The following is a 23125-nucleotide window of genomic DNA, read 5'->3' as shown; positions in this document are numbered from 1 at the left end:
TCCTCGCGGCCGAAAGCGGGCGTGTCCGATGTCAGCCGGCCAGGCGGCGCACCTGGGCCGCCCCGATCTCCGTCACCGAATGGCGCACATCCACAGATCGTCGAGTTCGGGGATGACGGCGGAGGGACCGCCGACGATCGTGAAGTCCGTGACCTTCCCTGTCGTGAACTGGGCGCCGAGCGGCGCTGGCAGGCAGGAATTCTGGACAGCGTAGACCGGGGAGTGGGTGGAGGCCGCGAGCACCGCGCCGCTCATCGCGTCCGGGAAGTTCTCCCCTGAGGCGAAGAACGCCGACGTGCTAGAGGGGAACGCGGCCTTCGCGACGGCCAGAGAGGTCGCATATCGGTCCTCCCCCGCGATGCGGCTGGTCGGCGCGATCCGGCCGAGGGAGGCGACGATCGTGGCGGTGACAGCACTCGGTCCGCCGACCACGACGATGCGTGCGGGGTGCAGTCGTGCGATCGCCGCTGCGGTGGATGCGGCTACCCCGGGCGACGACGGGTCGACGAGGAGCAGCGGGTCACCCTGCGATCCGGCGGCCGCGCCGGCCCCGAGCGCATCGGGGAATGTGGCGCCCGACGCCACGTACACCGTGCTCGCGGAGTGGAACACGGCACCGACCAGCTGATTCGCTGTCTCGTATCGGGTGGCGCCCGACCGTCGTTGCACTGTCGCGGACGGCAGCAGACGATGCACCGACCGTTCGACCGCCGACCCGATGGATGCGGTTCCGCCGACGATGACGACCCGTCCAGGTGCGAGCGCCTTCAGTTCGGTCGCCGTCGGCGCAGGCAGACCGTCGGACGTGGTGAGGAGCAGGGCTGCGTGCTCAGCGGCGGCGGCAGGTCCTGCGGCGAGCGCATCGGGGAAGTTGGCGCCCGCAGCGAGATAGACGACAGGCGCGCGCGTGGGGAACGCCCGCTTCGCCACGGCGACCGCCGTCTCGTAGCGGTCGTCTCCCGACAGGCGGGTGACGGTCGCGGGTGCCGTCGTGAAGATCTGCACCGGCAGGAAACGACGAGAGACTTCCAGCCAGGTCGCGCCATCGGCGCTGACGCCCCACGCGAAGATGTCGTCGCCTAAGGCGATGGGCCGTCGGGAAATGACGGTTCCATCCGAACGAACATGCACCTGGCCGGAATTCGCCCACAACGTCCCGTCCGGCGCGAGTTCGAAGCCCCCGAAGTTGGAGACGTGTGTGACTCGCCCGTCCTCGGCGATCGCGTCCGTTGCGTAGCTCCCCTCATGGGGACTGCCATCCGGCGGGGGCACGTACGTGGTCAGCCACAGCGAGCGCGAGCCGGGAACCCAGAGGGCGCTGTCCAGACTGGTCAGCGACGGGTCGATCACGGCGTGCCACCCCGGCATTCCGAGCCGGTGCAGGGTTTCATGCCCTGCGTCGAGACGCGTTGTGTAGAACCCCTGATCCCCTGATGAGACACGTTGCTCCACATTGGTGGCGACCGTGGTCAGCGATCCGTCGGAGTTGACCCGCGCGATCACCGTGCCCAGCGACGTCTGCGAGTACGACACGTACTCGACCCCCGCGGCCTGGAACGGCCACATTGCGACGTTTCCGGCGTGAACGGTGTGACCATCGGGATAGATGCCGACCACCCCCGTGTACAGATTGGTCGCCCACACGCTCCCTTCCGGACCGGCATCGGCGTATCCCGTGCCTCTGTGGCTCTCGTTGAGAAACGGCTCGTCGCCGGACTCGGGGAACGCCGTCTGCGTCCCATCCGCTGCGATGCGAACGGCCATCCATCCGCCGCGCGGCGCCAACTGGGTCACCCAGGCCGCACCGTCCACGGCGACTGCCAGGTCCGAGTCCGTGTACGTCCCCTGCACGGGGAAGCTCGCGAACGAGCCGCCCGGCTCGACGCGAGCCACCACCGTCTTATCCTCGGACAGCAGCCACAACGACTGATCCGGTCCCGTCGTCACTGACGCGCGTCGCCACTGGCCCCCTGCTGGAAGCGGATGCGTCACCAGCGCGCCGTGCGAGACGGTCTTGAGCGCAGCGGACTCCACCCACCACGGTTGTCCGCCTGGACCATCGAGGAGTCGATCATCCGTTGGCAACGTCGCTCCAGGAACGGCCGCCGCCACGGCGACGTCGGTCGTCGTCACCCGATCGGCCGCCTGCGCGCTCGAAGCCCCGGTCAGCGCCGCTGCCGGCACCGTCCCGGCCACGACAGCCGCGGCGACGGCCGCACCGATCCACCAGCGACGTCGTTCCGCCACGATATCCCCTCACCCGGCCCTCCGGGCCCCGGATCAATCTAGCTTCTCGAGAGCTCCGCGTCTGACCCCTCATCGAGTCAGTCGGCGTCGCCGCGCTCCCGCCGCAGGAAGAACGCCGGCGCAACCCCGGTCGTCACGCCCACCGCGAGCGCGGATACGACGGTCACGAACACCGGAAGCTGCATCAGGAACCCGACGAACGCGATCACGACGAGCCCGAGCAGTACCACTGACGCATACTTCTGCGTCCGGTAGGCCAGGTCGCGAGGGCCGGACCGCCAGAGGGCGTCCCCCTCCGCCCCTCGACCTCCCGCGAAACGGGTGATCGTCATGCTGGCGACGACGAAAAGAAGTGCCAGCCACGACCAGCGCAGCCCGAACGGGTCGGCGACGCCGAACGAGACGATGGGCAGGAACACCGCGGCAAGCACCACAGGCACGGCGACGCTGAGGAAGCCGAACGGCCCGAACGTCACCGCCGTCGGACGTCGCCCAGCCCCCATGGTCGCCCCCGCGACCTCGCGATTCTGCAGCATGTGCCCGACCATACCCCTTCGCGCGATCGGGATGCACCCGCTCAGCCCGCGGCCGGAGCTGCGACTACGCGCACTCCTTCTGCACGGCCGTGAACTTCGCCGCCAGTTCCTGCGCCTTCGAGGTGATCTCGTTCACGTCCAGGTTCGCCGGGTTCTCCATGACGCCCTTGAGGTACGTCGAGTACGCGTGCACCGAGGTCGCAGCGTCGCTGGTGAGCGATTTGACCTTCTCGTTCGTCACCTTCTCGTCGATGGCGGCGACCTTGGCGTCGACCTCCGCGAGGATCGCGAGCGACTTGGTCGGATTGTCGGTCGAGACCTCGCTCTGCAGCGACGCGACGTCCTTCAGCCCGGCCGCCACGATGGTGCACGCCGCCTCGTGCGTCTGTGTGGAGGCCTGCGCCGTCTTCGTCGGCGTCGCAGCCGCGGTGGCCCTCGGCGCCGGTGCCGACGTGCATCCGGTCAGTGCCGCTGCGGCGACGATGACGGCGGAGACGACCAGCGTCGATCGGAGTGCGTACTTTCCCACGGTTCCCCCTTGATGGTTGCGCTCCCCCGCGATGGCGGAACGCGTCCACGATACAGAACCACCATGCGAATACCGAAAGGCCCTGTGGATGCGGGCATCCACAGGGCCTTTCGACGTGCGTTCGAGCCTTAGCCCAGGCGCGCCTTCAGGTTCTCGCCGAGGGTCGCGAGGAATTCCTCGGTGGTCTGGTACGGCTGCTCAGGGCCGACGAGGAGCGCGAGGTCCTTCGTCATCTTGCCGGACTCGACCGTCTTGATGACGACGTCCTCGAGGGTGTGCGTGAAGTCGATGAGCTCCTGGTTGCCGTCGAGCTTGCCGCGGTGCGCGAGGCCGCGCGTCCAGGCGTAGATCGAGGCGATCGGGTTGGTCGACGTCGGCTTGCCCTGCTGGTGCTGACGGTAGTGGCGCGTGACCGTGCCGTGCGCAGCCTCAGCCTCGACGACCTTGCCGTCCGGCGTGGTCAGCACGCTGGTCATCAGGCCGAGCGAGCCGAAGCCCTGCGCGACGGTGTCGGACTGGACGTCGCCGTCGTAGTTCTTGCAGGCCCAGACGTATCCGCCCTCCCACTTGAGGCTGGATGCGACCATGTCATCGATCAGGCGGTGCTCGTACGTGAGGCCCGCCGCGTCGAACTTCTCCTTGTACTCGGCGTCGAAGACCTCCTGGAAGAGGTCCTTGAAGCGGCCGTCGTACGCCTTGAGGATGGTGTTCTTGGTCGACAGGTACACCGGGTACTGACGGTCGAGGCCGTAGTTGAACGATGCACGGGCGAAGTCGCGGATCGACGCGTCCTGGTTGTACATCGCGAGCGCGACGCCGGCGCCGGGCGCCTGGTACACCTCGAACGACTTGGCCTCTCCGCCGTCGCTCGGCTGGAAGCTCAGCGTGAGCGTTCCTGGGCCGTCGAACGTGAAGTCGGTGGCGCGGTACTGGTCGCCGAAGGCGTGACGGCCGATGACGATCGGCTTGTTCCAGCCCGGCACCAGGCGCGGGATGTTCGAGATGATGATCGGCTCGCGGAAGACGACGCCGCCGAGGATGTTGCGGATGGTGCCGTTCGGGCTCCGCCACATCTTCTTCAGGCCGAACTCCTCGACGCGGGCCTCGTCGGGCGTGATCGTCGCGCACTTGACGCCGACACCGTGCTTCAGGATGGCGTTTGCCGCATCCACGGTGATCTGGTCGTCGGTCTCGTCGCGCTTCTCGATGCCGAGGTCGTAGTACTCGAGGTTCACATCGAGGTACGGGTGGATGAGGGAGTCTTTGATCGCCTGCCAGATGATGCGAGTCATCTCGTCGCCGTCGAGTTCGACGACGGTGCCTTCAACCTTGATCTTGTCCAATGGATCTCCTGTGGTCTGTGCCGTTTTTCAGCCGTCGACAGCTTACCGGAGGCACGCAACTATCTTGACATCGAGACAAATTCGCTCAGCGGATCGGCAGGCAGCGCGACTATGCCAGTATCCCTCGCGCACGTTACCCTTTCGTTATGGCTGAGTTGAGACTTGAAGAGTTGAGCGCGTCGAACGTTGTAGCGGCGAACGCTCTCACGCTGAAGCCGGGCCAGGAGCAATTCGTTGCTCCCGTCTCGTACTCGGCTGCTGCTGCGGTGACCAACCCGCAGACCTCGTGGCAGCGCGTCGTCACCGACGGCGAGGAGGTCGTCGGCTTCATCATGGGCAACTTCGACCCCGACGCCGAGCACGAGGAGTTCCGCGCCATCCTGTGGCGCATCAACGTGGATGCGGACGACCAGGGCAGAGGCATCGGCACCTTCGCGGTCCGCTCGCTGGCCGACGAAGCGCGAAACCGAGGACTCTCGCGGCTCTACGTGATCTGGGAGTCCGGCGAGCTCGGCCCTGAGCAGTTCTTCCTGCGAAGCGGATTCCAGCCCATCGGCGAGACCCAGTACGGCGAGACGATCGGTGCCCTCGAGCTCTGACAGGCGGCGCGACAGCGGCGACCAGGAGCCGTTCGTCGAGCGCGTCCTTTCCGTCGTCGAGTCCATCCCGCCCGGCCGCGTCATGACGTACGGCGACGTCGCGGCCACGCTCGGATCCCGCGCCGCGCGCATGGTCGGCCAGATCATGGCGTACTACGGCAGCGATTACCCGTGGTGGAGGGTCGTGCGGGCGAGCGGGCATCCACCGGTCGACCACGAGCACATCGCGCTGCAGTATTACCGCGCGGAGGGCACCCCTCTTCTCGGTGGAGGCAACGTCGCGTACCGCATCGACCTGCGGGCGGCCAGATACACTCCGTAGGAGGATCATCCCAACGACCGATGAACGTCACAGCTTGATCGTGTTGACTAAGGGGGTCTGTCTACCGCACCTTCAGGAGTTTCTGTGCCCCGTATGCGTCTCGTCGGTCTCGCCGCGTCTGCTGCCGCCATCGCCGTGACCCTCTCCGGATGCTCCGTCGTCGCCGCGTTCGTCCCGCACGTCGACGCGGCCATCTACGACTCGGCCAAGGAGTTCAAGGCGGCGTCGACCGCCGCGTTCGGCTCGCCGACGTTCGTCCCAGACGACGCCACGATCATCCGGGTGGACTACGACACCAAGGGCGGTGGCGCGATCCTCACGTACACGTCGAAGACGCACTTCGTCGCCGGAACCTGCGAGAAGGCCGCGGCCATCCCGAAGCCCACCGTGCAGGACAGCTGGTGGCCTGTCGACGGCATCCCAGCGCAGGGGGTGAGCTGCCCAGGCGGCTGGTCGGCGTTCCTGATCGGCGACCAGGTGTACGCGGCGACCCCGAAGAACTAGCGCGCTAGCTCTCCGCTGCCCCCGCCGCGGCGTGCTGCACGGGGATGGTCAGCTCGATGATCGTCCCGAGCCCGGCGACCGACTGCACCACGGCGTGACCGTCCACGGCTTCGACCCTGTCGCGGATGCCGCCGAGACCGCCGCCCGGTTCGACCCTGGCTCCGCCCTGGCCGTCGTCCTTGACGATGACCGTCACCGTCCCGTCCGACCGGCTCACGCTCACCGAGCAGTTGCGCGCCTGCGAGTGCTTCGCCGCGTTGGCGAGCCCCTCCGACACGCAGAAGTAGATGGTCTCCTCGATCACGTCGGACAGTCGCTCCGGCATGTCGACGTGCACCTCCACCGGCAGGTGGCTGCGATTGGCGAGCTCTTCGATCGCCGACGTCAGATCGCCGTCGGTGAGCACGGTCGGATGGATGCCTCTCGCCAGCTCCCGCAGTTCGCGCAGCGCGTCAGCCAACTGGGTGGATGCGCGCTCCAGGTCGCCCGCCAGCTCCCCGCTCCCCGCCGCCTCGGCCTTCGCCGTCGCGATCCGCAGGCTGATCGCGAGCGACACGAGCTGCTGCTGCGACCCGTCGTGCAGGTCGCGTTCGAGCCGCCGTCTGGCGAGGTACCCCTCTTCCACGATGCGGAGACGCGACTCGCGCACCTCCTGGAGGGTGCGCTCCAGCTTCTGCCGCAGCCGGTCGTTGTCGACGGAGAGCAGGAGGGCTGAGGAGACCGCGTCCAGGAGCCTGTCGTCCTGACTGAGAGCGACGTCGTGCTCGATGAGCGCGATGGGGCCCTGGTCGGAGTCGATCGTGAGCGTCGAGCGGCCGGGCCGTTGCGGCCCTCCGCCGTCCGCGATGCGCTCCCCGTCGCTCGTCTCGTACCCTTCGAGGTGGTCGTCCCACCAGTAGACGCGCAGCGAGCTGTCGTGCAGCGTGCGCGCGAGACTCGACTCCCAGAGCGCCCTGTCGACCTTGTCGCGGGCGACGATCACGAGGTCGGCGACACGCGAGCGGAGTCCGCGCGCATAGAGCACGCCCCCGACGTAGGACGGCGGAATGAGGGCGATGGCGACGGGTGGGACGAACTGCAGCCACCCGCTGTCCCAGCCGAGCGTGAAGCTGACCGAATCCTGCACCGTGCCGTAGCACCAGAGCAGCAGGGCGAGCGGCATCACGAAGGCCACGCGCCTGGCGGGCAGCGTGGACTGGAACCAGCGCATGGCGAGTCGCACCGCCACCGTCAGCAGCAGCGCGAGGCCGGCCAGCCGCCAGCCGACGCCGAGCCAGAAGTCCGCCCCGTCGCTCGGGACGATCGCGTACGCATTGGCCACGCATCCGCACGCGCTCTGGGACGGGGACGAGAACAGGAGGATGCCGCCGAACCGGATCAGGAAGGCGACCGACACCGCGAGGACGACCCAGCGGTCGAACCTGGAGACGATCCGCCCTGTCGGATACGACAGCACCAGGATGCCGACCAGGACCGCCCAGAGATCCGTCACCCCTGCCAGCAGAGGCCACAGCCAGCCGATGTCTCTGACCAGGGGGTACCAGGCGCCTGCCGCCCAGAACAGGGACGCGCCGACCATCAGCCACCCGGCGATCGGGCTGCGGACGACCTTCCACGCGACGATCGCGCATCCGGCATAGACCAGCGCGACCAGGACGAACACGATCGCCCAGCCGAGCCCGTGCGGCCGCGGCCCGTAGTCGCCGGTGACGGCGCTCGCCACCTGGGCGACCACGTTCGCCGCCACGGCGGCCACGACGGCCAGTGAACGGAGCCAGATCCGCGCGGCCCTCATCCCCGCTCCGGTCTCCGCCTAGACGTCCCTGCCGAGGAAGCGCAGCACGGCGAGCACACGACGGTGACCCTCCGCCGAGTCCTCGACGTCGAGCTTGGACATGATGTGGCCGATGTGCGACTCCACCGTCCGCAGGCTCAGGTGCAGGTCGGCCGCGATCCCCGCGTTCGACTTGCCCTCCGCCATCAGCCGGATGACGTCGCGCTCCCTGGCGGACAGGGTGTCGAGCGAGACCCGCGCCGAGCGGGCGGACACGAGCAGCTGCACGACCTCCGGGTCGACCACAGAGCCGCCTGCGGCGACACTGCGCACGGCGTTCACGAGGGTGTCGGCGTCCGCGACGCGATCCTTCAGCAGATAACCGGTGCCGCTGCCGGCGCTCATGGCGCGGATCGCATACGAGGCCGTGGTGTACATCGACAGCAGCAGCACGCCTACAGACGACCCGGATGCGCGCAGCTGCTCCAGAGCGCGCAGCCCCTCGTCCGTGTGCGTCGGCGGCATCTTGATGTCGAGCACGACGGCGTCGATGTCCGCGTCGGCTTCGACGACGGCGAGAAGCTCCTCCGCCGTGTCGACGGACGCGACGATGTCCAGTCCGCCCGCGCGCAGAATCTGCCCGATCCCTTCGCGGAGCAGTACCGCGTCATCGGCGACGGCGACGCGCAACGAGCGCGGCTCGGTGCTGTTTCCCGCGACCACGCGCTTACCTTAGCAGGCTGCGAATCGCCTCGCCGGTCAGTTCTGCCTTGCTGATGAAACCCTCTGCCCCGCTGTCGGCGACGCGGTGTCCGTAGTCGCGCACGGAGCGGCTGGAGGTGAGCACGACGGCGGCTCCTGTCGCGTGCATGGCGGACACGAGCTCGAATCCGCTGGTGTCCGGCAGCGCGATGTCGAGCAGCACCAGGTCGGGGGTGAGGCGGCGGCTCAGCTCGACGCCGCGCGCTCCCGTGTCGGCGTCTCCGACCACGGTGAACTTCTCGAGCTTCAGCAGCTCGGCCGCCTGTGCACGGAAACGCGCGTGGTCGTCGACGATCACAACACGGAGGCACATGTCCACCATCATCGCCGAACGATGGCCGAGAACGCATCCGTGCCCCCACGCAAACGAATGGGGTGGACCCCCGGATGTGGGTCACGGCGGCCAGGGCCAGCATGTGAGTACGCCGACCAGAACCCGAGGGATGCCGCACGGCCCGACGAACGGCATCCCCTGGTCGGCAGAACAGAGCGAGGAGAAAGGCCATGTTCACCGCAACCCGACCCGCACGGTCGAACGGCGCGTCACCCGAAGGCGCGCCGCCGGCTGCGGGGGTGGACATGGACAGAACGGCGGGCACGCACAGCGGAGTGGACGAGACGGCCGCGGTCGAATTCGATCTCGACATCGAGGACCTCGTGGCGCGGCACAGCCTGCCGCTCGTCGTGATCGACGTCGCCCGCGCAGCGCGGCAGTACAGGGCGCTGCGGGAGGCGTTCCCCAGCGTCGAGGTGCACTACGACGTGAGCGCGCTCGCGCATCCCGCGCTGATCGCGGCCATCGCGGAGTCGGGCGGCTCGTTCGTCGCCGCGCACGATGGCGCCCTCGCCGCGTTGACGGCGTCGCAGACCGACCTGCGGCGTGTGCTGCACGCGACGGCCGCGACGCATCCCCACGAGGTGCTCGCCGCGTACAACGCCGGCGTCCGCCGGTTCGTCGTCGACGGACCGGCGGACGTCGAGAAGTTCGCCTCGGCACCGCACGACCTCGACCTCGTGGTGCGGTTGCAGCCCCACACTCCTCCGCGGGCGGCGCACGTCGCACCCCGCGGAGTGCCAGCACGGGATGCGCACCGCATCGTCCGCGACGCCGCCGCCCTTGGCGTCCGCGTCGCCGGGTTCTCGCTGAGCACGCGGCCGGGAGCCGCCTGCCAGGACTATGTGGCCGCGATCGCCAGGACGGCCGCTGTGATGGCCGATGTGCGAGCGGCGACAGGAGCGCGCCTCGACGTCATCGACCTGGGCGACGGCTTCCCAGGGCGGGCCGCCAGGCGTCCCGGCGAGCGGGCGGAGCTGGCACGAGCGATCCGCGCGATCGTCGCACCTGGCAGCTCCCGCGTCGCGATCACGGCGTCGGCAGGACTCGCGGTGACCGCTGGCTGCATCACGATCATCGGCGGCACGGTCGAGCACGACGTCGACCCGTTCACCGCCAGCGAGTGCATCGACGCTGGGGCGGAGGTCGCGATCCTGGTCGAGGGCGACCAGCCGCACCCACTGCTGCGCTTCCCCTTCTTCCGCGCGGTCGCCACCGGTGGGCACCGCATCCTCCGGGGCGCTCAGCGCGGAAACTCGACCGGGTCGACGGCGGGCTGAACTTCAACCCCTCTCCCGCCTCACACGGCGGTGGGGGAAGCGGCAGCTGCCGCTTCCCCCACCGGAACCCGCGTCGTTCAGAACGCTGCGATCACACCAGCGAATCCCTCCACGCTGCGTGCAACTGCGCGAACCGGCCCGTCCCGGCGATGAGGTCGGCAGGCGTGCCGTCCTCGACGATCGCGCCATGCTCCATCACCAGCACCCTGTCCGCGATCGCGACAGTGGACAGGCGGTGGGCGATGATCACAGCGGTGCGATCCGCGAGCAGCGTCTGCAGCGCATCCTGAACCAGGCGTTCACTCGGGATGTCGAGCGAGCTGGTCGCCTCATCCAGGATGAGCACGGCCGGGTTCGCCAAGAACGCCCGCGCGAACGAGATCAGCTGACGCTGACCGGCCGACACGCGTCCTCCGCGCTTGTTCACATCGGTGTCGTAGCCGTTCGGCAGACCCTGGATGAACTCGTCGGCGCCGACAGCGCGCGCCGCGGAGACGATCTCGTCCCTCGACGCGTCCGGCTTCCCGAGCGCGATGTTGTCGGCGACGGACCCGCTGAACAGGTACGCCTCCTGGGTCACCATCACGATCGCCCTGCGGAGATCCTTCGGGTGGAGGTCGCGCAGGTCGACGCCGTCGAGCGTGACGGAGCCGTCGCTCGGGTCGTAGAACCGGGAGATGAGCTTCGCCAGCGTCGACTTGCCTGCACCTGTCGATCCGACGAGCGCGATCGTCTGCCCGGCCGGGATGTCCAGGCTGAAGTTGGGCAGGATCACCCTGTCGCGCTTGTACGCGAACGTGACCTCGTCGAAACGGACATCGCCTCTCGCATCCCACAGGTCGACAGCCTGCACAGGATCGGGAACCGACGGCTCCTCCTCCAGGACACCGGAGATCTTCTCCAGTGCCGCCGCTGCCGACTGGTAGGAGTTGTAGAACATCGCCATCTCCTCCATCGGGTCGAAGAAGCGACGCGTGTAGAGCAGCGCGGCGAGGAGCACACCGATGGCGAGCTGGCCGTCGGCCACCCTGAATCCGCCGACGAGCAGCACGACGCCGACCGTGACGTTTCCGATCATCACGAGCCCTGGATCGAAGATCCCGAACAACTGGATGACGCGGGCGTTGACGTCCCGGTAGTCCTCGACGAGACCGCCGAACTCCTTCTCGTTGCGCTTCTCCTTGCGGAACGCCTTGACGGCGCGGATGCCCGTCATCGTCTCGACGAACTGCACGATCAGCTTCGCCGACGCCACCCGCGAGATGCGGAACAACGACTGCGAGCGCTTCTGGAACCAGCGGGTCAGGAAGTACAGCGGCACCAGAGAGCACACCAGCACCACGCCGCTCACCCAGTCGAGAGAGAACAGCGCGATGGCGATGAACAGCATGTACAGGAAGCCCTGCACGAGCTGGTTGATGCCCGAGTCGAGCAGTTCGCGGATCGAGTCGAGGTCGCTCGTCTGGCGCGAGATGATCCGGCCGGACGTGTACGACTCGTGGAACTCCAGCGAGAGCTTCTGCGTGTGCAGGAACACCCGCTTGCGCAGGTCGATCAGGATCGCCTGGCTGATGCGCGCGCTGAGCACGGTGTACCAGGCGATCAGCACGGCGCCGATGATGCCGGTGAACAGGTACGCGATGCCGGCGGCCGCCAACGGGAACCAGTCCTGCTTGAGCAGGGCCGGCAGGCCGTTGTCGATACCGAACGCGATGATCGCCGGACCGGCCACCTGGCCCGCGGTGCTGACCACGACGACGGCCGCCGTCAGGATCAGACGCAGACGCAGGGGACGCATCAGCGACCCGAGCAGGCGAAGGGAGCGCTTGCGGATCTGCTTGCTCTCCTCCTTGGTGAAGTCGTTGCGCTCTTCGCCCTCGACTCCCAATACGGTTGCGGTGCTCACAGGTTCACCTCCTGAAGGATCTCTTCGTTCTCATCGTCTTCGAGGCTCGAGATGACGAACTTGTAGTGCTCGTTCGTCTCCAAGAGCTCGTGGTGGGTGCCGACCGCCGTGATGCGGCCGTTCTCCAGCAGGGCGACCCTGTCGGCCAGCATCACCGTCGACGGACGGTGGGCGACGACGAGGGCCGTGGTGGCGGCCAGCACGCGGCGCAGCGCTGCCTCGACAAGCGCTTCCGTGTCGACGTCGAGCGCCGACAGCGGGTCGTCGAGCACCAGGATGGACGGGTTCGCCGCGACGGCGCGTGCCAGCGCGAGGCGCTGACGCTGACCGCCGGAGAGGCTGAGTCCTTCCTCGCCGACCTTCGTCTCCAGGCCTTCTGGGAGCTCGTAGACGAATCCGGCCTGGGCGATCTCGACAGCCTCGGCCAGCACGCGCTCCGCCTCGGCTGAGTTCGGGTCGAGGTCGTCGCGACCGAGCAGCACGTTGTCCCGCACGGATGCGGAGAACAGCGTCGCATCCTCGAACGCCATCGCGATGCTCTTGCGCAGGTCGTACCTGGTGAGGTCGCGCACATCCACGCCGTCGACGCGCACCGAACCGCCGGTGACGTCGTACAGGCGGGTGGTGAGGGCCGTGAGCGTCGACTTGCCGCATCCGGTCAGACCGACGAGCGCCATCGTCTCCCCCGGCTCGACCGTGAGGTCGATGCCGTCGAGGAGGTCGGGGAAGCGCTCCGGCGAGTCCTGGTAGCGGAAGTGCACGTCGTCGAAGACGAGCTCTCCGCGCGGGTTCGCGATCTTCTTCGGCTCTGCGGGGTCCTGAATCGTGTTGACCTCGTCCATCACCTCGAAGAAGCGGTCGGCCGCCGTGCGGGTGTCGAAGGTCATCGACAGCAGGAACCCGATCGACTCGACGGGGAACCGCAGCACGGTCGCCGTGGCGAAGAACGCCACCAGCTCGCCGACGGAGAGCTGCCCCTGAGAGGACAGCCAGACGCCGACGACCAGGCAGATGCCGAACGCCACATCCGGGACCAGCAGCAGCCAGAGCCAGATGCCGGCGATCGCCTTCGCCTTCTCGATCTCCGTGCCGCGCAGCTCTTCGGCCTGCGACTCGAAGCGCTTGAGCGCGTGCTTGCCTCGGCCGAACGCCTTGAGCACGCGGATGCCGTGCACCGACTCCTCGACCGCCGTCGCCAGGTCACCCGCCTGGTCCTGGCTGCGCCGGGCGATCACCGAGTACTTGCCCTCGAAGATGAACCCGTAGATCCACAGCGGGATCGAGCAGACCAGGAAGATCAGGCCGAGAATCCAGTTCCAGCTGATCAGGATGGCGAAGCCGACGACGATCGTCACGACGTTGACCACGAGCAGCACGATGCCGAACGACAGCCAGCGTCGGATGAGACCGAGGTCGCTGACGGCGCGCGACAGCAACTGGCCGCTCGGCCAGCGGTCGTGGAACGCGACAGGAAGGTCCTGCAGCTTCTCGTACAGGCCGTTGCGCATCTTCGCCTCGACGTGCGTGCCCGGGGTGAGCACGAACCAGCGGCGCAGTGAGATGAACACGGCCTCCGCAGCGCCGAGGCCGACCACGAGCAGCGCGGCAGGCCACACCGATGCGGAGTCACCCGTCGACAGCGGGCCGTCGACCAGCCAGCGAAGCACCTGCGGGATGCTCAGCGCGACCAGGCTGGCGAGAAGCGCGGCGACCATGCCGAGCAGGATGCGCGGTGCAGCCGACTTGGCGAACGGCAGGATGCGCAGCAGAGTCCGCACGGTGCCGAGGCGTGCCTTGGTTTCTTTTTGTGGGGGGTGCTGATGAGTTTCAGCGACAGACATTATCGATCCGTTTTCTTGTAGTGATTGCTTCGTGGGCCACTCGTTGACCCGATTCTGAGCGTGCTGAGAGGTCGTGCGGGGTCGTCAAAGACGTAAGTTCCACCGAGGGTGGACTCCGCGAACCATGGTTGGTCCGCGCGACGTGCCGACGACAGTCAGCCGGGAAGCATGTCCTGCCTGGGACCTACCAGGCGGGGGCTGGCTCCGGGGACGCATAAGCGACGGCGGCGACGAGTCCGAACCCGGTCATGGTTCGTGTGTTCTCTGTCGTTGTCATGGCGTCCTCCCTAGCCCGAATGCGTTCACGTAATGCCGCCTAGGCAGCCCTACAGCCTATGACGACGCACAGCAAATACACAAGAGGGAAAGAAGAGTTGTTATCTCCGCGCTACCGGATGCGGATGGAGAGGCAGGTCACGCATCCCTCGAGCTTCTCGAACTCGCTGATATCGACCTGCACGACCGTGTATCCGAGGTCCTCGATGAGCGCGACCGACGCCGGTGCGGACGAGGACATCAGCACGGTGTCGTCCGAGAGGACGACGACGGCGGTGCCGTGCGCCTCCGGAACGGGCAGGAAGCGCTCGAAGACGCTGGTGTTGTCGACCAGGGGCTCGTAGCCGATCACGGTGCCGTCCGGGAGGGCGGTCACCGCGGTCTTGAGGTGGAGCGCCTTGGTCACCGGCACGGCGACGACGGTGTAGCCGAGCGGCGAGACAAGCGCGCGGAGCTGGCGGATGCCCTCGGCGTTGGTGCGGCCGCCGCGACCGACGTAGACGGTCGAGCCGACCTTGAGGACGTCGCCGCCGTCGAGCGTGCCCGGCTCCTCGATGCGTTCGATGCGCAGGCCCTGGGCGCGCAGCGCCGCTTCGGTGCCCGGCGTCTCCGCGCGGCGGGAGTCCGCGCCGGGGAGGCTGATGACGGCGGTGTCGCCGAACACGATGGCGGTGTCCTCGACGAAGACGGAGTCGGCCAGGTTGTCAGCGCTCGTGACCTCGACGGTCTGCCAGCCGGCCTGCGACAGGGCGGCGACGTACGCATCCCACTGCTTGTCGGCGAGCTCCGCGTCGATCGCTTCGCGGTCGATGTGGGTGACCAGGCCGTCTGCCAGGTTGGTGGCGGGGATGCGCACGAGCGCGATCTTCAGCCCGGTGCCGAACGCAGACCCCTCGTCGATGGCCTGGTACACGGCGTAGCCAGCCGTCGGGATGGCGATGGCGACGGCCAGCCAGAACGGCAGGTTGAGTCCGATGAGCGACTGGAAGATCTGCTCCCAGACCGCGCCGGACAGCCCGACCTTCAGCGTGGTGAACAGCACGAGCGTGCCGAGCATGGCGCTCACCAGCGCCACGACGACTCCCGTGATGACGGAGACCCAGCGGCGGATCAGGCCGCCGAGGAGCGCCGCGGCGAAGGTGAGCACCAGCGCGACCAGCGCGTTGTACATCACGTACGGCGTGATGCTTCCGAGCGCCGCTGCGTTCAGCTGGTTTGCGGCCAGCAGAACGAAGGTCGCCGCGATGAACGCGATAGCGCCCACCGCGACGGCAGCGGACACGGATGCGATGAGCCGGCGGCCCCACGAAGTCGTCATGAGACCCAACCCTATCTGAGCGTTTCTATGCGTTAGCTGGCTCGCGGAGGCGCGCGAGCGCGATCTCCTCTGCGGCCTCCAGCGTGGTGATCCCTCGCTCCTCCGCGACGGCGAAGATCTCGGTGACCGTGTCCCCGATCCGCTCGACCCTCTCCTGGGTCGCTTCCGCCGACGCATCCTCCTCGTTCATCATCGACAGGAAGATCACACCGCCGGCGTTGACCACGAAGTCGGGCGCCCACAGGATGCCGCGCGCTGCCAGACGCTCCGCCCCGGAGCGGTGGGCGAGCTGGTTGTTCGCGGGGCCGACGACGGCCTTCACGCGCAGCTCGTCGATCACGCTGTCGGTCAGGACCCCGCCGACGCCCGCTGGGACGAACAGGTCGCCTTCGACGGTGTGCGCCTCGGAGGGCTCCACCCAGCGTGCGCCGAGCGCATCCGCCAGCGCCCGCTTCGCCGGGTTGACGTCAGTGACCGTGAGGAGCGCTCCCTCGCTCGCCAGTCGCATCGCGATGATCGAGCCGACGTGGCCGAGCCCGAGCACGGTCACGCGACGACCCGCGACGGAACGGGTGCCGAACGCACGCTCCAGCGTGGAGAGGAGCCCGGCGTACACCCCGGCGGCGGTCGCGTCGCTCGGCTCCCCGACGCCGCCCTCGGAGGACGGCAGGCCGCACACGTGCGCGGTGCGGGTGGACACGATCGACATGTCCTCTGCGGAGGTGCCGACGTCCTCAGCGGTCATGTATGCGCCACCGAGGCTCTCCACGGCATCGCCGAGGTCGAGCATCAGCTCGTAGCGCTGCTCGTTCGTCAGCACGGTCCCGCGCGGGAGGTAGACGACGGTCTTGCCTCCGCCGCGGTTGAGCCCTGCCGCGGCGTTCTTGAGCGTCATGCCCTCCGCGAGGCGCAGCGAGTCGGCCACCGCCTCTGCCCAGGAGTCGTACGTCCAGACACGGCATCCGCCGAGCGCAGGGCCGAGGATCGTGGAGTGCACCGCGACGCTGATCGTCAGGCCGCTCCGCCTCCCCTTCACCACGTGCAGCGTTTCGTGCGGCAGGTTCACTCCGGTCGTTTCGACCAGGTCAGCGGGCAGGACGGACATCGGTGTCTCCTTGTGGGATCGCGGTGAGGTGTTCAGCGGCCTTATGAGCCGCCGACAATTCTCCCACGAGTCCCGCCCGCGCGCCTCCCTCTAGTGGAAGAAGTGACGCTCCCCGGTGAAGTACATCGTGACGCCGGCCGCCTTCGCAGCCGCGATGACGTCCTCGTCCCGGATCGAGCCGCCCGGTTGCACGATCGCGCGCACGCCGGCGGCGATCAGGATCTCCGGACCGTCCGCGAACGGGAAGAACGCGTCGGACGCCGCGACAGAACCGGCAGCGCGCTCTCCGGCTCGGGTCACGGCCAGGTTGCACGAGTCGACGCGGTTCACCTGTCCCATGCCGACGCCGACGGATGCGCCGTCGTGAGCCAGCAGGATCGCGTTGGACTTCACAGCGCGGCAGGCCCGCCAGGCGAACTCGAGGTCGGCGCGCGTCGCCGCGTCCGCCTCGTCGCCGGAGACGAGGGTCCAGCCTGCCGAACTGCCGAACGACGTCGACTCTGCGTCGAAGCGGTCGGCGTCCTGGACGAGCACGCCGCCCGAGATCTGCCGGAACTCGGTGGTCTTCCTCGCGTAGCCCTCCGGGAGCTGCAGGATGCGCAGGTTCTTCTTGGTCTGCAGCAGCTCCAGCGCCTCCGGCTCGAAGCCGGGGGCGATCAGCACCTCGGTGAAGATGCCCTTCACAGCCTCGGCCATCGCCAGGGTGACGATGCCGTTCGCGGCGATGACGCCGCCGTACGCCGACACGGGGTCGCACTCGTGCGCCTTGCGATGCGCCTCTGCGATGTCGTCGGCGACGGCGATGCCGCACGGGTTGGCGTGCTTGACGATCGCGACGGCCGGCTGGTCGAAGTCGTACGCGCTGCGGAGCGCTGCGTCCGCATCCACGAAGTTGTTGTACGACATCTCCTTGCCGCCGAGCTGGGTCGCCTGGGCGATGCCCCTACCGGTCGGGTCGGCGTACAGCGCCGCCGCCTGATGCGAATTCTCGCCGTAGCGCAGCGTCTGCTTGAGTTCTGCCTGCACCTCGAAGCGCTCGGGGAAGTCGTCGGTGCTGGGCGCATCCCCGGCGAACCAGGCCGCGACGGCTCCGTCGTACGCCGCCGTGTGCGCGAACGCCTGCGCTGCGAACGCGCGGCGCTGCTCGAATGTCGTTCCGCCGGCCGCGATGGCGTCCGCGATGGCGCCGTAGTGCTCCGGCGACACGACGATGGCCACGTTGGCGTGGTTCTTCGCCGACGCCCTGACCATCGCGGGCCCGCCGATGTCGATCTGCTCCACGACGTCGTTGCCGACAGCGCCGGATGCGACCGTCTCCACGAACGGGTACAGGTTCACCACCACGAGCTCGAACGGCTTGATCTCCAGCTCCTTGAGCTGATCTTCGTGCGAGGCGAGCCGCAGGTCGGCCAGAAGGCCGGAGTGGATGGCGGGGTGCAGGGTCTTCACACGGCCGTCGAGCGACTCGGGGAACCCGGTGACGCTCGCCACGTCGGTGACCTCGTGTCCCGCATCCCGGATCGTGGATGCGGTGCTGCCCGTCGACACGATCTCAACGCCCGCGTCCGCGAGCGTCCTGGCGAGCTCGAGGAGCCCTGTCTTGTCGCTGACCGAGATCAGCGCGCGGCGGATCGGGACGATGTCCCTTTCGCGGTAGAGGCTGGCGTCGTGGCGGGGTCCACTCATGCTCTGGCAAGCTCCTTGAGGTCGATGTGTCCGTTGGCGATGTCGAGGACGGCGTCGATGAGCAGCCGTCGCTCCACAGGTTTGATGCGCTCGTGCAGGGCGGCCTCGGTGTCGTCCGGATGCACAGGCACGCGCTCCTGGCTGATGATCGGTCCTGCGTCGACTCCGTTGTCGACCACGATGAGGCTCGCACCGGTCTGGGTCACCCCGGCGGCCAGCGCATCCCGCACCCCGTGCGCCCCTGGGAACTCGGGCAGATACGCGGGGTGGGTGTTGATCAGGTTGGGCGAGAATGCCGCGACCACACGCGGCGGAACCAGTCGCATGAAGCCGGACAGGATCACGAGGTCCGGCTGCCACTGCTCGATCTGCCCGAGCAGTTCGTCGCCCCACTCGTCCCTGTCGTCGAACGACGAGAACGGGACGGTGAACGACGGGATGCCGAACTCCTCCGCGTGAGCGAGGCCGTCTGCGTCGCGATCCGCTCCGACCGCGACGACCCGTGCGGGGAATTCCGCATCCTGCGACGCTTCGAGAAGGGCGCGCAGGTTGGACCCGCCGCCGGAGATCAGCACCACAATCGAGAGCACGCCACCAGCCTAGCGGCGCGTCGCAGCGGGTTCAGACCAGCCGCAGCCCCCAGCGCGCGGGGGCGACACTGAAGATCTGCCGGTACAGCGCCGTGCCGACGAGGACGCCGAGCGCGATTGCGACGATCGAGCCGACGATGGTCGGGAAACTGTTCGCGTCGAAGTTGACCCGGATGCGCTCTGCGTCAGCCCGATCAGGCCGGTCGCCCCAGGAACGAGCAGCCAGAACGCGGGCAGGAAGCACACCACTGCCGGCGGAGCACCCCGGATCGACTGGATGAGGTAGGCGACGACCGTGAGCGCGAACGCTCCGAAGAAGCCGCTGAACACACTGCCCATGAGCACCGCGCCGATGAGCTGCGCTCCGTATGCGACGAGCAGCACGAGCGTCAGGAAGTAGACCGACCGCCGCGGGCCGCAGTAGTAGAGGAAGATCCCGAGCGAGAACAGCAGCACCCCCAGCCACGGCTGGAACGCCCCGAGCGCCGGATGCGTGGTGAGCAGAGCAGTGGATGCGGGAACGCCCGTGATCGTCAGCGCCGCCAGGATCCCGAACGACAGGAAGAGGAGCTGCGCGATGCCGGAGACCAGCCTGCTCGCACCCGCCACCATGTCACCGGCCGCCAGCTCCTGGATGCCCGTGGTCAGCACCGCGCCGGGCAAGAGGGTGACGAGCGGCGGCACCAGCACCTGCAGCGGCTCGGCGACCACGACGGTGCGTGCCGCGGCGAAGACGATGAGCGCTAGCGCGAACGCGGTGATCACGGGAAGCAGGATCGCCGCGTACGTGCCAGGCCGGACCAGCAGCTTGGCGACGCCGACCAGCACGCCGAGGACGAAGGCGTACACCATGCTGAGCGGCTCGGCCCCGAGCAGGACGAGGCCGACGCCGGCTGCCGCCAGGCCGTGCCCGAGCACCCGCACGAGCGTGTTGAAGCGCGGCTTGGCCGCTGTGATCGCCTCGATGGCTTCGATGCCCTGCGTCGCGGTGATCGTTCCGGCGAGCGCGTGATCGACCACCGTGTAGATGCGCGCCGCCCTGTCGAACCGCACCTCGCCGCCCGGCGACTCCGCGACGTCGAACCGCGTCTCCTTCTCCTCCGGCATCCCGACGAAGATCAGGGTCGGGAAGACGATGAGTGCAGCGTTCGGCGAGCCGAGCGCGATGGCGACGCGTTTCAGCGTGCGCTGGATGTCCGTCGCCGCCGTTCCGACGGAGAGGAGCGCGCTGCCCAGTTTGACGAGGAACTCCTGCAACTGCGCCGACGGGCTCTCCACGAGCTGCTTCGCCTCCACCGAACGCCGGTGGAGCTCCAGCTTCGGGAAGCGGAACGACGGCTGCCAGGGACTCATCTCCTCGCCCGACCTCCCGCCAACAGTCCGATGACCGCCGCGACAGCGACTTCCGCCGCCGCGATCGAACCCACCAGCCACGGATTCGGGCCGACGTCGTGCAACCGTCCTGGGCCGAGGGCTCCGGACGACCACCAGGCCAGAAGGCCCAGTTCGATGCCCGCAACGATACCGATGCCGAGAGCGGCGACCAAGAGTCCGGGTGTCCCGTGCAGGTCACGCAGCCTGGCCGCCCGCGAACGGAGCAGCGCCGCGGCGAGGAACCCGGCGACGAGCGGCACCAGGATGCCGACCAGGCCGAAGGAGAATCCGCCTCCGGGGATCACCCCGAACAGCGGCAGCCCCGGCAGCGGCCCGAGTTCCGTGCCGATCGGGCTGACCGACGATCCTGTGCCGATCGCGAAGCCGGGCCCGACCATCCACGAGGCCAGCCAGATCACGAGGTTCGGGAGGAACGCGAGCTGCCCGATGGTGAGCGCCGCGCCGCCGAGGGCACCGGCCTGGAGCTGCTCGTAGAGGCTGATGATGCCGCCGTAGTTGCCGAAGATGAGGACCGTGAGCACCAGTGCCGCGCCGGCGATCACGATGGCGGCCGCACCGGAGCCGGCGCGGAAGGCGGTGGCTGCCGCATCCCTGACCATCGGCGGGATGCGGGTGACCCAGCCGGTGAGCGCATCCAGCCGGCCGTCGCTTCCTGTCCGCGCTCCGCGGTCCTGTGCGTCCGCCCGCTCTGCGCGCAGCGCTGCGAAGCCGAACCCGATGGCGACCCCGACCGCATAGACGAACGGCGGGAGCAGGACGCCCTGCCAGACCGATGGATGCACGGGCGCGCTTCCCGCGGTGAACGTCACGATCGTCGTGAGCGCAGCGAACGCGACGATCGCGCTGACGGCGCCGGTCGCGCGGTACGGCGTCTCCGACGCGCGGAGCCCCGTGCGCATCCCGAGCCCGGCGGTGAGGGCGGCGAACCCCAGGGCGGCGATCGTCACCTGAAAAGGGATGGCGGCACCGGGGAGCCCGAGGGTCGCAGCGGTCTGCGCGTCGAGCGATACCGTGAGGTTGACGCCGTGTCCGACGAGCCAGATGTCGGCCGACGCGCGCCAGAAGCTGAACCAATCGGCCGCAAGATGGTACTGGGCCGCCCAGAGGATCGTGAGGGGCACGAGAGAGATCGCGAGACCGATCGCGACGACGATGGCCGCCTCCAGCGCGGCGAGCAGGGCGACGGTTGTGCGATTCATGACCGAATGGAGCCTACCGGTCGGGCACGACGGCGCCCCGCCGACACTTCGACGCTCAGGAGACGGTCATGATCGGCGTCTCGTCGTCCGCCGTCTCCGGCACTGTGATGACAGGCCGCTGCACCAGTTCGAGGATGGCGACCACCACGGCGGCGATCACCAGAGTCCAGATGATCAGCCCCGGTGTCAGCGGCCGGACGAAGAGGACGATGACGGCCGCGATCACCGCGACGGCCGCGCGGAGCAGAGCACGCTGAGCGTAGATCCACTCCCCGGTGCGGCCCGTCGTGATGCCGTGCCGTTCCGCAGCCTCTCGCACCCAGGCGACCCCCGATCCGAAGAAGCCGCGCAGCTTTCTCGGAACGCCGAACGGCCCCGAGTACCAGGCGACCACCGCCACCACGATCGCCAGCACGAGCACGGCGACACCGGTGTCCTTCATCGCCGTCGTGAGCGTGTCGAACACTGTTCGTGCCACCCCAGCGGGGATCAGCGACGGCGACACCGAGCCGACGAACACCAGTCGTCCGATGGCGATTCCGGCAACGATGATCACCATGGAGATGGCGAGCGCGACAGCGGCCCAGACAAGGGCAAGGCCGCGACGACGGGCGACGACCACACCGGCCGCGAGGAACAGCAGCGCCACCCACGGCAGCCATGCTCCCGCCGCGACGGCCACCCCGTAGAACAACTGGATGGTGGGGAGCGAGGAGTTCTGTGCGATCGTGATCGTGCGGTCCACGGACGGGATCTGCGACGCGAACGTGAGACCCTGCTTCACCAGGATCTCTTTCACCCTGTCGATGATCGGGCCGAGCTGAACCCCCACTGAACCGTCGGAGCCGACCGCGATCGCCGCCTTCGGGTCGTTCTGCATCGTCGCCACGAGCTGGGCGTGGCTGGTCCGCAGCGCCTCCTGCCAAACCTGCGCGAACGCGTCAGACCGGACGAACCCGTCCACGGTCGACCGCATCAACGAGATGATGCCCTGAGCGGCCGGTCCTTTCAATGCTTCGAGCGCCCTCGTCGCCGCCGGACCGGTGCCGAGCGACGTGATGCCGTCGACGACCTGCGACGTGATGGCAGGCACGTCGACATTCTGCTGGATCACATCCATCGTCTCGCTGGTGATGAACGACTGCACTCCTGGATCCTTCGCCAGCGGGGCGTACGCGGCGACGAACGCGTCCGTGTCCGTGAGCTGCACCTTCGCCCAGGAGGCGATGACCGAGACGGGGGCGAGCAGCGCGCCGATCAGGATGAGCACGGTGGCGAGCAGCGTCCACGCCCAGCTCCGCGCGTGCTTCCGTGGCGCTGCCGCGGTCGCTGCGGTCGTGCCGTCGACCGATGGGAGAGGCTGCGTCGGCCCGTTGTCGATCGCTTCGCGCAGCGTGGCGTTCTCGCTCTCGAGCTGCGCGATGCGCTGCAGCAGCTCGCTGTTGGTGATGCGCGCCATGTCGCTCCCCCTTTTCCCGATGCTGCTCACTGTAGCGCTCGGGTGCCAGGCACGACGGAAAAGAAAGGGACCCCGTGGAGAAGTCCACGGGGTCCCTTTCTGTGGAGGGATACGCTCCCT

Annotated in this window: 20 protein-coding genes; 4 read left to right on the top strand and 16 right to left on the bottom strand. The window is 68.4% G+C overall.

Annotated elements, in window-relative coordinates; all coding sequences use genetic code 11:
- Positions 1 to 72: 72 nt before the first annotated feature.
- From ACIRCZ_RS16905 to ACIRCZ_RS16890, 4 genes are all read right to left on the bottom strand, one after another.
- Entirely contained in the window at positions 73 to 2247 is a 2175-nt protein-coding gene (locus ACIRCZ_RS16905; protein ID WP_402855009.1) for a cell wall-binding repeat-containing protein, read from the bottom strand.
- Positions 2248 to 2324: 77 nt separating this feature from the next.
- A complete protein-coding gene (locus tag ACIRCZ_RS16900) occupies positions 2325 to 2783 on the bottom strand; it encodes a hypothetical protein (RefSeq protein ID WP_402855007.1) in 459 nt (152 codons plus the stop codon).
- A 64-nt stretch (positions 2784 to 2847) separates the two neighbouring features.
- On the bottom strand, positions 2848 to 3312 hold the full coding sequence (locus tag ACIRCZ_RS16895; RefSeq protein ID WP_402855005.1) for a hypothetical protein: 465 nt from the start codon (positions 3310 to 3312) through the stop codon (positions 2848 to 2850).
- A gap of 128 nt (positions 3313 to 3440) precedes the next feature.
- Positions 3441 to 4655, bottom strand: coding sequence for an NADP-dependent isocitrate dehydrogenase (locus ACIRCZ_RS16890; protein WP_402855004.1), 1215 nt, complete (start codon positions 4653 to 4655; stop codon positions 3441 to 3443).
- Between the two features lie 146 nt (positions 4656 to 4801).
- Between ACIRCZ_RS16890 and ACIRCZ_RS16885 the strand changes: the two genes are divergently transcribed.
- The 3 genes from ACIRCZ_RS16885 (at position 4802) to ACIRCZ_RS16875 (ending at position 6080) form a co-directional block, all read left to right on the top strand.
- The gene (locus tag ACIRCZ_RS16885; protein WP_055894955.1) at positions 4802 to 5254 is read left to right on the top strand and encodes a GNAT family N-acetyltransferase; all 453 of its coding nucleotides are present in this window, start codon (positions 4802 to 4804) and stop codon (positions 5252 to 5254) included.
- Positions 5238 to 5576 (top strand): MGMT family protein, encoded by a 339-nt coding sequence (locus tag ACIRCZ_RS16880; RefSeq protein WP_055894953.1) that lies wholly within the window; start codon positions 5238 to 5240, stop codon positions 5574 to 5576. Before ACIRCZ_RS16885 ends, ACIRCZ_RS16880 begins: the two co-directional genes overlap by 17 nt.
- 93 nt (positions 5577 to 5669) lie before the next feature.
- On the top strand, positions 5670 to 6080 hold the full coding sequence (locus tag ACIRCZ_RS16875; RefSeq protein WP_235500509.1) for a hypothetical protein: 411 nt from the start codon (positions 5670 to 5672) through the stop codon (positions 6078 to 6080).
- 4 nt (positions 6081 to 6084) lie between these two features.
- Here the strand turns inward: ACIRCZ_RS16875 and ACIRCZ_RS16870 are convergent, their stop codons facing one another.
- Genes ACIRCZ_RS16870 through ACIRCZ_RS16860 form a run of 3 tightly spaced genes read right to left on the bottom strand, consistent with a single transcriptional unit; the run spans position 6085 to position 8929 of the window.
- Positions 6085 to 7875: a histidine kinase gene (locus tag ACIRCZ_RS16870; RefSeq protein WP_402855001.1), complete on the bottom strand. Its 1791-nt coding sequence runs from the start codon at positions 7873 to 7875 to the stop codon at positions 6085 to 6087.
- Positions 7876 to 7893: 18 nt separating this feature from the next.
- Positions 7894 to 8577, bottom strand: a complete 684-nt coding sequence (locus ACIRCZ_RS16865; RefSeq protein WP_402855000.1) for a response regulator transcription factor — start codon at positions 8575 to 8577, stop codon at positions 7894 to 7896.
- A gap of 4 nt (positions 8578 to 8581) precedes the next feature.
- Complete coding sequence (locus ACIRCZ_RS16860) at positions 8582 to 8929, bottom strand: response regulator transcription factor (protein WP_055896366.1); 348 nt, start codon at positions 8927 to 8929, stop codon at positions 8582 to 8584.
- A 266-nt stretch (positions 8930 to 9195) separates the two neighbouring features.
- On the opposite strand from ACIRCZ_RS16860, the gene ACIRCZ_RS16855 reads away from it, so the two are divergent.
- Positions 9196 to 10230 carry a hypothetical protein gene (locus ACIRCZ_RS16855; RefSeq protein ID WP_055894949.1) on the top strand — a complete coding sequence of 345 codons (1035 nt, stop codon included), beginning with the start codon at positions 9196 to 9198 and terminating at the stop codon, positions 10228 to 10230.
- A gap of 91 nt (positions 10231 to 10321) precedes the next feature.
- Here the strand turns inward: ACIRCZ_RS16855 and ACIRCZ_RS16850 are convergent, their stop codons facing one another.
- From ACIRCZ_RS16850 to ACIRCZ_RS16810, 9 genes are all read right to left on the bottom strand, one after another.
- On the bottom strand, positions 10322 to 12136 hold the full coding sequence (locus ACIRCZ_RS16850) for an ABC transporter ATP-binding protein (protein ID WP_402854997.1): 1815 nt from the start codon (positions 12134 to 12136) through the stop codon (positions 10322 to 10324).
- Positions 12133 to 13977, bottom strand: a complete 1845-nt coding sequence (locus ACIRCZ_RS16845; RefSeq protein ID WP_055894945.1) for an ABC transporter ATP-binding protein — start codon at positions 13975 to 13977, stop codon at positions 12133 to 12135. Before ACIRCZ_RS16845 ends, ACIRCZ_RS16850 begins: the two co-directional genes overlap by 4 nt.
- A 388-nt stretch (positions 13978 to 14365) precedes the next feature.
- Positions 14366 to 15571, bottom strand: a complete 1206-nt coding sequence (gene ddaH, locus ACIRCZ_RS16840; protein WP_055894943.1) for a dimethylargininase — start codon at positions 15569 to 15571, stop codon at positions 14366 to 14368.
- Positions 15572 to 15596: 25 nt separating this feature from the next.
- Entirely contained in the window at positions 15597 to 16676 is a 1080-nt protein-coding gene (locus ACIRCZ_RS16835; protein WP_402854991.1) for a Glu/Leu/Phe/Val dehydrogenase dimerization domain-containing protein, read from the bottom strand.
- 90 nt (positions 16677 to 16766) lie between these two features.
- Positions 16767 to 18362, bottom strand: a complete 1596-nt coding sequence (gene purH, locus ACIRCZ_RS16830) for a bifunctional phosphoribosylaminoimidazolecarboxamide formyltransferase/IMP cyclohydrolase (protein WP_055894939.1) — start codon at positions 18360 to 18362, stop codon at positions 16767 to 16769.
- Complete coding sequence (purN, locus tag ACIRCZ_RS16825; RefSeq protein ID WP_055894937.1) at positions 18359 to 18952, bottom strand: phosphoribosylglycinamide formyltransferase; 594 nt, start codon at positions 18950 to 18952, stop codon at positions 18359 to 18361. The genes purH and purN overlap by 4 nt, the downstream gene beginning before the upstream one ends.
- 9 nt (positions 18953 to 18961) lie before the next feature.
- On the bottom strand, positions 18962 to 20305 hold the full coding sequence (locus ACIRCZ_RS16820; RefSeq protein ID WP_402854987.1) for a threonine/serine exporter ThrE family protein: 1344 nt from the start codon (positions 20303 to 20305) through the stop codon (positions 18962 to 18964).
- Entirely contained in the window at positions 20302 to 21546 is a 1245-nt protein-coding gene (locus ACIRCZ_RS16815; protein ID WP_402854985.1) for a DUF6350 family protein, read from the bottom strand. Before ACIRCZ_RS16815 ends, ACIRCZ_RS16820 begins: the two co-directional genes overlap by 4 nt.
- A gap of 55 nt (positions 21547 to 21601) precedes the next feature.
- Complete coding sequence (locus ACIRCZ_RS16810) at positions 21602 to 23005, bottom strand: hypothetical protein (protein WP_402854983.1); 1404 nt, start codon at positions 23003 to 23005, stop codon at positions 21602 to 21604.
- Positions 23006 to 23125 lie beyond the last annotated feature (120 nt).

Origin of the sequence: Leifsonia sp. NPDC102414 (assembly GCF_044765685.1) — a bacterium.
In the GTDB taxonomy this organism is placed as follows: Bacteria; Actinomycetota; Actinomycetes; order Actinomycetales; family Microbacteriaceae; genus Leifsonia.
This window is presented reverse-complemented; position numbering and strand designations above follow the sequence as displayed.